This window comes from Chitinophaga silvatica (assembly GCF_003419895.1).
GTDB lineage: Bacteria > Bacteroidota > Bacteroidia > Chitinophagales > Chitinophagaceae > Chitinophaga > Chitinophaga silvatica.
Genome location: NZ_QPMM01000010.1, coordinates 441,755 through 449,664, shown reverse-complemented (window position 1 = coordinate 449,664; position 7,910 = coordinate 441,755). Strand labels below are relative to the sequence as shown.

At 42.6% G+C, this 7,910-nt stretch carries 7 protein-coding genes; 2 read left to right on the top strand and 5 right to left on the bottom strand.

Going from position 1 to position 7,910, the window contains the following annotated elements:
• Positions 1–157 precede the first annotated feature (157 nt).
• Entirely contained in the window at positions 158–541 is a 384-nt protein-coding gene (locus DVR12_RS19565; RefSeq protein ID WP_116977474.1) for a DUF3037 domain-containing protein, read from the bottom strand.
• Positions 519–1,388, bottom strand: a complete 870-nt coding sequence (locus DVR12_RS19560) for a HipA family kinase (RefSeq protein WP_233522429.1) — start codon at positions 1,386–1,388, stop codon at positions 519–521. The genes DVR12_RS19565 and DVR12_RS19560 overlap by 23 nt, the downstream gene beginning before the upstream one ends.
• Before the next feature lie 47 nt (positions 1,389–1,435).
• Between DVR12_RS19560 and DVR12_RS19555 the strand changes: the two genes are divergently transcribed.
• Both DVR12_RS19555 and DVR12_RS19550 read left to right on the top strand, forming a co-directional pair.
• The gene (locus DVR12_RS19555) at positions 1,436–2,272 is read left to right on the top strand and encodes an OmpA/MotB family protein (protein ID WP_116977491.1); all 837 of its coding nucleotides are present in this window, start codon (positions 1,436–1,438) and stop codon (positions 2,270–2,272) included.
• A 119-nt stretch (positions 2,273–2,391) separates the two neighbouring features.
• Complete coding sequence (locus tag DVR12_RS19550; RefSeq protein ID WP_116977473.1) at positions 2,392–3,309, top strand: hypothetical protein; 918 nt, start codon at positions 2,392–2,394, stop codon at positions 3,307–3,309.
• Positions 3,310–3,380: 71 nt separating this feature from the next.
• On the opposite strand, the gene DVR12_RS19545 is transcribed toward DVR12_RS19550, so the two are convergent.
• The 3 genes from DVR12_RS19545 to DVR12_RS19535 form a co-directional block, all read right to left on the bottom strand.
• A complete protein-coding gene (locus DVR12_RS19545; RefSeq protein WP_116977472.1) occupies positions 3,381–4,430 on the bottom strand; it encodes a hypothetical protein in 1,050 nt (349 codons plus the stop codon).
• A gap of 107 nt (positions 4,431–4,537) precedes the next feature.
• Positions 4,538–6,358 carry a cytochrome-c peroxidase gene (locus DVR12_RS19540; protein ID WP_116977471.1) on the bottom strand — a complete coding sequence of 607 codons (1,821 nt, stop codon included), beginning with the start codon at positions 6,356–6,358 and terminating at the stop codon, positions 4,538–4,540.
• The gene (locus DVR12_RS19535) at positions 6,345–7,910 is read right to left on the bottom strand and encodes a purple acid phosphatase family protein (protein ID WP_116977470.1); all 1,566 of its coding nucleotides are present in this window, start codon (positions 7,908–7,910) and stop codon (positions 6,345–6,347) included. The genes DVR12_RS19540 and DVR12_RS19535 overlap by 14 nt, the downstream gene beginning before the upstream one ends.

Below are 7,910 nucleotides of genomic sequence, written 5' to 3'. Positions count from 1 at the left end.
GGTAAAAGAAATTTACCAATCAGAAAAAGTCAGTAAAACCAGACCTCATTTCTCTTATTGTAATACCCTGCCCAGCCTACGGTAAATGAAATTAATCCTTCAGTAAGAAATCAATATTCATAAGTATCATTTCCCTTAACTAAATAATATGTGATAACTACATCACCAATTGTTCGTGTAGCCGTTCCAGTGTCTTGTCTAAATCGTTGCTAAATCCGGGATGTACTTTGGAGGTCTGAATGATGCTGCTGCGGGTAGCTGTTAGCCAGCGGAAACGGCTGGCAGGGTCTAGTTGCCCGATGGGGCCGCAGGGCGATTTCCCATTGCTGATGGCAACAAAAGCATCCAGGTAGGGTTGAATAGTTGCGACATCCGATTCGGGAGAAATCGATTTAAGTTTATCTGCATTCAGGGAAAAAAGCGCTTTTAAATATTTCTGTTGTTTGCAAAAGAGCACAACACCAACATTTATAAACTCTTCCCGCTCAACCCTGGGAACAACGCGTATTACGGCGTACTCATATAAGTGCTTGTCTGGCATGTATTGCTTCTTTTACGAAAATTTCTGAGTGCTGAATCCTGTTTTGCAGGAATTCAAAATAAATATCTCTACGTTCTGTTGCTGTTTCCAAGCCTGTTTCACTAATCAGCCATTCTTCCGGAATCTGATCCACTACTGCTCTGATGCGTTCGGGAGTTAGGAGTAATCTGAAAGCGGCATCTACTTTTTCCAATTCTGCTGCCTGAGGTAATAATACGTGATCCTTTACCTGCATAAACGGACGAACCGACTGTTCCTGCCAATTCTGCCACGAATGATGGAAGTATAACGACGCTCCGTGATCTATCAACCACAATTCATTTCTCCACATCAGCATGTTGGTATTTCTGGCTGTTCTGTCAACATTCGTCAACAAACAATCGAACCATACAATTTCTGAGGCCAGTGTAGGGGCAATAGTGGTCACTGCAGGATCGTAGGTAGTAGCGCCTGACAAGTAATGTAATGCCAGGTTGAGCCCTACACTTTTTTTAAGCAGGTCCTGGATTTCTTCATCGGGCTCTGTGCGCCCGAATGCTGTATCTATTTCTGCAAATACCAGTTCTGGTATTTTTAAGCCTAATGTTCTGGCAATTTCTCCACCTATCAGCTCTGCAATCAGGGCTTTAATACCCTGACCGGCACCTCTGAACTTTAAGGCATATAAGAAACCGTCGTCTGCTTCTGCTATAGCGGGCAGTGAGCCACCTTCCCTCAGAGGGGTAACATAGCGGATCACCTGCACTGTTCTTAGCTCCAACTTAGTGTTAGCCATATTTATAATATCCTTTCTATAACAAAGTAAAGAAATAATGATCAGAATCAGGTAAGGGCTGATCCTGGTCATTTTTGGGTCCGGTTGTTGAAGATACCTTTGCCAAAAGCAGAATAAATATGAAAAAGATTGCATTGTGGACGGGAATAGCCTGCGTATTTATTATCGCTTCCTGTTCAGCCCCCAAAGAGTTGAGAAGGTCACAGGCCGAAAACGCGCGGTGTGACAGTGCTTTAAGTGCTAAATCGGCCGCATATGACAGGCTGAAGTTGAATTCGGAAAACAACGAGAAACTGGCTGCAGCTCAGATAGAATCGTTAAACAACCAATTAAAACAGCAGCAGGGTACTAACGACCAGATGCTCAACCAGCTGAAAAATCTTTCTGTGATCTCTAATACACAGGCCGAGAGTATTCAGAAATCGTTGGCGTATATACGTGAACTGAATGGTAGTATTGCCCGTAAGGATTCTTTGAATATGGCGCTGGTAATGAATCTGAAAGGTGCAATTGGCAATCTGGATGATAAGGATATTAATATTAAGATTGATAAAGGAGTGGTATATATAGATATTTCTGATAAACTGCTTTTCAATACCGGTCGCTATGAAGTAACAGAAAGAGCGAGGGAAATATTAGGTAAAGTGGCGAAGGTGCTGAAAAATCAGCCTTCTATACAATTTATGGTAGAAGGACATACAGATCCGGTTCCGTTTTCAAGAGGTTTGCTGGTCGATAACTGGGATCTGAGTGTTAAACGTGCTACTTCCGTTGTAAGAATTCTGCAGAATGATTATGGTATTCCTCCAGCCAGGATGACCGCTGCAGGTAGAGGACAATATGTGCCGATTGCCTCTAATGATACAGACGAAGGCAGGGCCAGAAACAGAAGAACCAGAATCGTAATTCAACCGGAATTGGATCAGTTCTTCGAATTGCTGGAAAGACCACATTAATTACGATTGATGAGGAGATAGCGAGGATGTTGAGTTTAGGACATGCAGATGACGTGGTTCCTCAGGGCTATCTCCTCATAAATCAATATTCTTCTTAATTTGGTGGCAAATTTTGCTAAATGAAGAATTGTTTTTTAAGCCTTTTATTCCTATTACTCACTTTCAATGTATTTGCTCAGGAAGATGTTGAAATGACAACCAAGCCTGTAAAGGATACTATCCTAGGTAACAGAACCCTTTTATATGCAGGCACTTTCAACGCAGAAAAAGCATTGGTGCAATTGTTCCCCGGTAAAATATTCCGAAAAGATAAAAAGATAGTAATAAACTGGACTTGCCCCAGCTGCAAGGCTGTTCCGTATGTTGACGAAAACGGAGATCCTGAAAATGCAATTTTCCCTTTTAAAGAAGGAGTGGCTACCCGCCTGATTAATGAAATGGATTTCACGGATGCTAATGGAACGGCATATAAAGTAATCAGTTTTAATCATTCCCCTTTCGATGCAGATGGGCTCCAAATGGTGAGATTTCAGGGTGGAGTATTAGGTATGGCGAAGTTTATATTAACTGATAATGGTTGGAAGCTAAGAATGTTTACACCGGCCATTGGTGGTTATGGTTCCTTCTCTCAGGCTCCAACTCCCAAACCTGTACAGATTGGAGATGATCAATGGGCTTTCCTGTTAGAGCATATCAACGGTGGTGCAGGCGGCGCTTATTATGCTATCGGTTATCTGATTGCCGGGATCTACGGTACTTACAAGAAAGTGATGGCTGCTCCGTATATCAGGAAGGTAAATGATCCGGAAGGGGAATGGTCGTATACCGTAGAAGCAACTGGCGATAAAAAGCAGTTTAGAGATCTTGTTTTCAATGTTTCAGGCAATTATACGGAGGAGGATAAAGAATATTTACCGGAGGAACTGCAGGCATTGATCAAAGGCAAAAAGAAAGGTAGTTTTTCTTTCCAGCAAAAATATGTGCATAACGGCCGTTATTATGTGCAACAGAAAGCTGTGGTTTTAAAAGCTAAGTAGGTAAAAAATAAAGGCAGGTAGATACCTGCCTTATCATGATTCATGTTTTACGATGAAAATCTGACTGTTTATTAGAAAGAAACGTATAACAATGCCAAGGTCTGAGTCTTATTTAATGTTCCGGTTGTAGATCGATCTAACGATTTAACGTACCATGATGCCGCATTGATCGTTAGTTTTTGATTGCAGTAAATTAAGTCGTTCCCGATTTCTAATAATGCTTTCTGTAGCCCTGCCACACCAGATCTCCATTCAGGTAAATTGTACTTATAACCGTAATCTATCGCTGCCAGTTTAGTATCGTAGTTGGCAAAACCAATTAAGTATTCCGACTTATAATTCTGCCAGAGTTTAGCAGTGGTGTCTAATTTCGCTTTTGCCAGTTTAACATGATCTTCAAAAAATTCGTTGTTGATCTGTTTTTCTTTTTTCGGATCAGGGCCGCTATATTCTCCTGATGTAATAACCGGAAGTGCATCCAATGCTTTCTTTTGCTTGTCGTCTATGCTTTTATGTTCTTTCGCATCCTCCTGCAAAATCTTATTATAGAACTTAGTCATCAAAGATTGTTTCCAGGTATTTATTTCATTTGCCAATGCATTGAACTCCCTGATTTCATTACCCGTAGCTGCACCAATAGTGCCCGGATTACCTTTAACGTTGTGGCTTTTTACAAGGCTTTTAAGATACAGCTCCTTTTCCTTGTCGCTTTTGGCATCAAATTCTTCTGCAAATTTTTCGTCCTGTAGTTTGATTTGTAACTCCTTCATTGCCTCCTGCATTTCGGAACTTCCGGCCACAAACGAGTTAGAGGAGGCAGCACGTTTTACAGCTTCATCGGCCGCTTCTTCTTTAGTAAGTGTTTTAGTATTGTTTGCTTCCAGCTGCCCAATGATTTTATCGATCTTCTTTTTAGCATCTTCATATAATCCCTGAGGTAAAGTGATAGCGTGTTGGGTACCCTGACCTTTAATTTTCGCTATTTTATATGCCTCATCGAGGGTTGCCGGAGCATTGGGAATTCCTTCCACTACTCCGGTAAGCCTGCTTTTAATGGGTGTTTGTGCTTCAATTATTAAGCAGGTACATAATAAGCTCCATGTCAAAAATTTCTTTCTCATACCTGATGATTTTGCTTGTTGGGGGAACAATAGATTTATATGCAAAACTAGCAGGGGGAAGGGTTATATTCGTCAGTGTTTCCCGGGGAGATAAAAATTCAGTAGTTCTACTTAGTAGGAGGAGAGTCGGTTAAGGCGCCTAAAAAGGCTATAATATCCAGCATTTCATTTTCAGATAATCCTAATGGGGTGGCTGATAAGGTTTGATAAGGAAAATTCAATCCCAGTCCATTCCCTCCACCGGCGTTATAAAACTCCATCAGCTGATGTAAATCATTGAAAGCACCGTTATGCATATACGGAGCCGTTACTGCTGCATTCCTTACTGTAGGCGTTTTAAATGCCCCGGTGTAAAAATGCATTGGGAAATACCCATACCTGCCGGCATCTTTATCTGCTATGGGTTTCTTTAGATTAGCTGTTGCCGTCATACCCAAACCTTCATATTCTGTAAGCTCATAGAAGGGAGGAATAAGACCGTTGAAGAGGGGAGCGAAATGACAGGTAGCACATAGGCCCTTACCCGTAAACAGGTTGAAGCCTCGCTTCTGTGCTGCATCCATAGCAGTTTTGTTGCCTTCAAAATACCTATCCATTGCCGATTCCATAGGAGCAAGACTAGCTACGTAAGTGGCAATTGCATCGTACATGGTATTGAGGGAAAGTGGACTACTGCTATCTGCATACGCTTTCTTAAAAGCATTCACATAATCTGGTTGCTTTTCTAAACGTGATAAAACGATAGCCGGATCGGCATTCATTTCCTGAGGATTCCTGATTACAGTTTCAATTTGCTGTACCAGTTTACCGGCCCTGCCATCCCAAAATTGGGCATGCTGAAAGCCTGCATAATATAGAGTAGGTGCATTACGCCTGATAGGCTTACGCGGGTCTAATGATTTACTGACAGGTAGTGCGTCTGTAAAATATTTTTCGGGTTGGTGACAGGTAGCGCAACTACGTTGTAGGTTGCCAGAGAGGTTAGCATCGTAGAACAACTTTTGTCCTAATTTCAGTACGGCCTCGTTGGTTATATTCTTACCTAAGAAAGGTTCTTGCTGAAAAAATGATTTACTAAAGAGGTGAGGGGCGTCGTAGTTGATTTTACTACGGGTATGGATGTTTAAATTCAATTCCTTTACCATCTTGCCAAAAGCTGCTTGTAACGGCAAGCCATAATCGGAGAGAAAAGTGAGCCTGTCGAATTGCTCAAAATCAGGGTTGGCATGTAAATAAGCAACAGCAGATTTAAGCAATGAATTTAGTTCGGGAAATTGCTCTGTCCAGGGAGCTAATACCTGTTGTATTACTTCCAGTGCGGTTGCAGTTTCTTTGATGCCGGTTTTCAGTTCCTGGGCATCATAGCCGGTAATACCGCCGGTATAAAGCCTTACCAGTTCGAGGCGGATGCTTTCCATTAATTCCTCGTCGGTAGCCGTAAATTCGTAGAGTAGGGAGGGGAGATCCTGGGCCGATGATCTGATCAGATCTGCCTGTGCCAGGAGTTCGGATTTGTTTCTGTATGGATGCTCTTCAAACAACAGTACTGCAATTTGCTGCATACCTCTTGCATCCTGGTATTCCATGAATGGTTCTTCTACTTCTGCTTTAGCTGGTCTGTTGTAGGCCTGAGAGCTGGTGAAGAAGAAATAGTCCATAAACCACTCGATGCGCTTATAGTTAAACCTGGCTTTGATCAGCTGCTTTTTTGCTTCTTCCAGGCTGGCAGGTTTAGTACTATCGAGGTCTGAGATAGACTGGTATAAATCAGCAGAAGCTACGGAGAAATCCGCAGCTCCTGCCTTAAATACAGTCACCATCTGAGTAAATCCTCTGTTGTTATTTGCCTGCTTAAATCCCCATACGGAGAAAATAACAAGACCTGCAAACAGAGGCCAGACCAGGTATTTAATCTTACTTAGATACATATACTGTGAAAGTATCTTTAAGATTATTATAAGGGTCTGTAACTGTGTATTTGGTAACAGCCGCTGTTGGTGTTACGTTTATACTTCTGGTAGTAGCCTCGTTTTTGGCCCATTTGTATTGTCCTACAAATGAAGCGGTAAGCGTGGCTGTTTCATTCTTTTTAATGTAGATGTTGTGATGTTTGTTTACATTCTTCATCATAGTAAACTGATCACGCACTTCACCGTCGGCACAGATCCATTTTACATCCAATCTGTTTTCCTGCGCTTCGAGGATACAGCTGCCGCCATGTTCGTTATCTGAGTAATACATGGCTTTATGCGGCCATCCGGGATGTTTACCGCCTAACTGACCTGCAGAACCACTAACGATGTAAACGGTTCCAAGCGTGTTTGCACTGTCTTTGATATATGGAGCCGAAAGCGGTTTACCATCATAACGACCGGTCGACTGGCTCAGGTTATTCTTTTTAGGATCGAAGGTGGCTGCCTTACCAAAGTGGTTTTGCATAAGGCGGGATCTTTCGTAAACGTGGCTATGTCCATTCACTACCAAATCAACACCATTGCGTTCCAGGAGGTGAATAAAGTTTTCTCTGATTGCAATCAGATCATCTTCATCATCAGAATCGTGAGAACCCATGGTATAGGGAGGGTGATGGAAATAGGCTACAACCCAGTCTTTGTTTTTATTGGCTGCCAGATCGTTCAGAACCCACTGTGCCTGGGCACCGGCGGTATCCCACATATGAGTGCTATTATCTTCCAACCCATAACTATCTAACGACAGGAAGTGAACATTTCCTACATCGAAAGAATAGAAAGCAGGATTATGAGAAGCTAAACCACCAGCTTCGCCTTCTGTAGGCATGGTGAAGTTCTGGAAGTAAGCGGTTTGGTGAGTTTCTGCATTGTATTTGGCAGAGATGTCGTTGTCTCTGTAATCGTGGTTGCCCGGTGCCGGGAATAATGGAGAATATCTCAGCAGGTCGTCTTTATACACATTAAAGAAATTGCTTTGATACTCAGCATCTTTACCGTTAGGGTAGGCATTATCACCAAGCAGGATCCAGGCATTCAGCTCCTTGTTTCCAAGGTATTTGATCAGCTGATCTTTTACCTGGCGTTGGTTTACGGAGTTATTGCCACAGTCGCCCAGTGCAGCAATGCGGAATAAACCGGTAGTACCTGAAACCGGCAGGGTAGTAAAGCGGTTGTTTTCATCGCCTTGTAATACATACTGGTAACCGCCAATACTGTAGTAATAACGGGTATTGGGTTTAAGATCTGTTATTTTGATCTTATGTTCTGTTACCAGGTCTGCATTTTGAGCCTGCTGATCCAGCTTGCCTGGTTCGGTACCATATTGTACGCGGCTCCTGGTATAGGAATCGGTACGCCAGCGTATTACAATACTGTTGCTGGTAGCTGCCTGTAAATATGGCCCGCGGATTAGAGCTGGCTTAATATTATCGGGCTTCGTTATACCAGTTTGGGCCTGCAGGGAGCCAATGCTCAGGAGCAATGCTGCTGCAATAAACGTAACTCTCAT